This window comes from Bacteroides sp. CAG:633, assembly GCF_000435115.1.
GTDB lineage: Bacteria > Bacteroidota > Bacteroidia > Bacteroidales > Bacteroidaceae > Bacteroides > Bacteroides ndongoniae.
In genome coordinates this window covers 14,512-17,303 of sequence record NZ_FR883008.1, presented here as the reverse complement: position 1 = coordinate 17,303, position 2,792 = coordinate 14,512, and the positions used below count along the sequence as shown (strand labels likewise).

Below are 2,792 nucleotides of genomic sequence, written 5' to 3'. Positions count from 1 at the left end.
TAATTATAAATAAATTTAAACAGATTCTTAATATTCATCCTCTAAAAATTTTTCAATCTTTTTCACGGCATAATGATATGACGACTTCAAAGCCCCTACAGAAGTTCCAAATATCTCAGACATTTCCTCGTACTTCATTTCCTGATAATACTTCAGATTGAACACCATACGCTGCTTTTCCGGCAAAGTCAGCAAAGCCTTCTGCAAAGCCAGCTGTATCTTGTCGCCCGAGAAGTACGGATCACTCTCCAGCCGCCCGATAGCGTTTGCATCCGGATCGTCCAGCGAGACGGTAGACATGGCGCGCTGCTTGTTCAGGAAAGTAAGGCATTCATTCAAAGCTATACGATAGAGCCAAGTGGATATTTTCGCCTCGGCCCGAAAATAATCTATATTAGTCCATGCTTTGATAAAAGTATTCTGAAGCAAATCATTGGCATCTTCGTGTGAAAGCACCATACGACGGATCTGCCAATACAACTGTTCGCTGTATTTGGCAACAATCATCTCAAATCCTCGCTTTTGTGTACTCTCGTCTTGCAAAAGTGCCAACACCTCGCGTTCGTTATAAGGTGAATTCATATTTATCTATGCATATTTATCGTTTAGACATCTGTTCCGAATAAAAGTTTAATTCAGGCCTGAAAGAAAGTCTCTCCTACCTGTACGCACAACGTCTCTTGCGCAAGCCGTGTATGTGGGAAAACACTCCTTGCTTCCTCCAACAGGCAGCTTTCATCTTCATAACGGGCAGAAAAATGCCCGATCAGCAAAGACTTTACTTCCGCATCCCGTGCCAATTGTGCCGCCTGTCCGGCAGTGGTATGAAAAGTCTCTTTAGCCCGGGGAGCATCCGCGTTGACAAAAGTCGCTTCATGAAATAACAGGTCTACTCCTTTCAATTGTGAAACCAGGTGTGGAAGGTAACAGGTGTCAGAACAATAAGCATAACGCCGTGGCAAATCCGAAGGACGAGTCAGGCGGGAGTTAGGAATGACTTCACCGTCGGGCGTCACATAATCGGCTCCGTTTTTAATCCTGTTCAGTTCGTAAAGCGGTACCTGATAAAAGTCTATCATCTCACGCACGATATGACTGGGGCGAGGCTTCTCTGCAAATATAAAGCCACAACATGGCATCCGATGGCGTAAAGGAATAGTAGTTACTGTAATCGAACGGTCTTCGTATATCAAAAGTGAATCTTTCGTTTCAAACTCATGAAATATCACCTTATAGGTCATCTGATGGTTAAAGAAGTCGAGCATTGGCTGCAACAACTGCTCTAAACCGACAGGCGAATAAATATGAAGCTCGGCCGTTCGTCCCAAAAGATTGAGCGTAGAAATCAGGCCCAGCAATCCAAAACAATGATCACCGTGCAAATGGGATATAAAAATGTGATTCAGCCTCGAAAACTTCAAGCGTGATTTACGAAACTGCAACTGTGCACCCTCTCCACAGTCAATCATGTACAATTTATCACGTACATTCAACACTTGCGAAGTCGGGAAATGCCGTGTAGTAGGCAGTGCTGATCCACATCCCAAAATATGTAGCTCAAACTTTTCCATCCTGTTACAATAAAAGAAAGGGCACTTGTTTTTTCGACAAGCGCCCTTCTTATCCTAGTTTAAAAATTTACGCAATAAAACCGATTATTTCTTTTCAGCTTCCATTTGCTCCTTCAAGGCAGCCAGAGCGTCGATGTCACCCAATGTAGTAGATGCAGCCTGGTTCTGGATTACCGGAGTTTCTTCTTTCTTACTGTTAGCCTTCTTAGCAGCCTTCTTTTCGGCTCTTTCTTCAGCTTTTGCAGCATCTTCGAAGATACGGCTGTGAGACAAGATGATACGTTTTGCATCTTTGTTGAACTCGATAACCTTGAATTCCAGTTTCTCATCCAGCTGTGCCTGAGTACCGTCTTCCTTAACGAGGTGTTTCGGAGTAGCGAAACCTTCAACACCATAAGGCAGAGCTACAACAGCGCCCTTATCCAGCATTTCGATGATAGTTCCTTCGTGTACTGAACCTACAGTAAATACTGTTTCGAATACATCCCAAGGATTCTCTTCGAGTTGCTTGTGACCTAAGCTGAGACGACGGTTTTCCTTATCGATTTCCAGTACCTGAACTTCGATATCGGCACCGATTTGAGTAAACTCAGACGGATGCTTAACTTTCTTAGTCCAAGACAGGTCAGAGATGTGAATCAAACCGTCAACACCTTCTTCGATTTCAACGAATACACCGAAGTTAGTGAAGTTACGAACCTTAGCAGTGTGCTTGCTGCCTACAGGATACTTCTCTTCGATAGTTTCCCATGGATCCGGTTTCAGCTGTTTGATACCCAAAGACATCTTACGTTCTTCACGATCCAGTGTCAATACTACAGCTTCTACCTCGTCACCAACTTTCATGAAGTCCTGTGCAGAACGCAAGTGCTGGCTCCAAGACATTTCAGAAACGTGGATCAGACCTTCAACACCCGGAGCGATTTCGATAAATGCACCGTAGTCAGCCATCACAACTACTTTACCCTTCACATGATCGCCAACCTTCAAGTTCGGATCAAGAGCATCCCAAGGATGCGGAGTCAGCTGCTTCAAGCCCAATGCAATACGCTTCTTCTCATCGTCGAAGTCCAAGATAACAACATTGAGTTTCTGGTCGAGTTCAACCACTTCTTTCGGATCGCTAACACGGCCCCAAGAAAGGTCTGTGATATGAATCAAACCGTCTACGCCACCCAAGTCGATAAATACACCATAGGAAGTGATATTCTTAACGGTACC

At 44.2% G+C, this 2,792-nt stretch carries 3 protein-coding genes; all 3 read right to left on the bottom strand.

Annotated elements, in window-relative coordinates:
* Positions 1-27: 27 nt before the first annotated feature.
* On the bottom strand, positions 28-582 hold the full coding sequence (locus QVP67_RS03060) for an RNA polymerase sigma factor (protein WP_022162090.1): 555 nt from the start codon (positions 580-582) through the stop codon (positions 28-30).
* A gap of 53 nt (positions 583-635) precedes the next feature.
* Entirely contained in the window at positions 636-1,571 is a 936-nt protein-coding gene (locus tag QVP67_RS03055) for a ribonuclease Z (protein ID WP_022162089.1), read from the bottom strand.
* An 84-nt stretch (positions 1,572-1,655) separates the two neighbouring features.
* On the bottom strand, positions 1,656-2,792 hold a 1,137-nt coding region (locus QVP67_RS03050; RefSeq protein ID WP_288179838.1), incomplete at its 5' end, for a S1 RNA-binding domain-containing protein.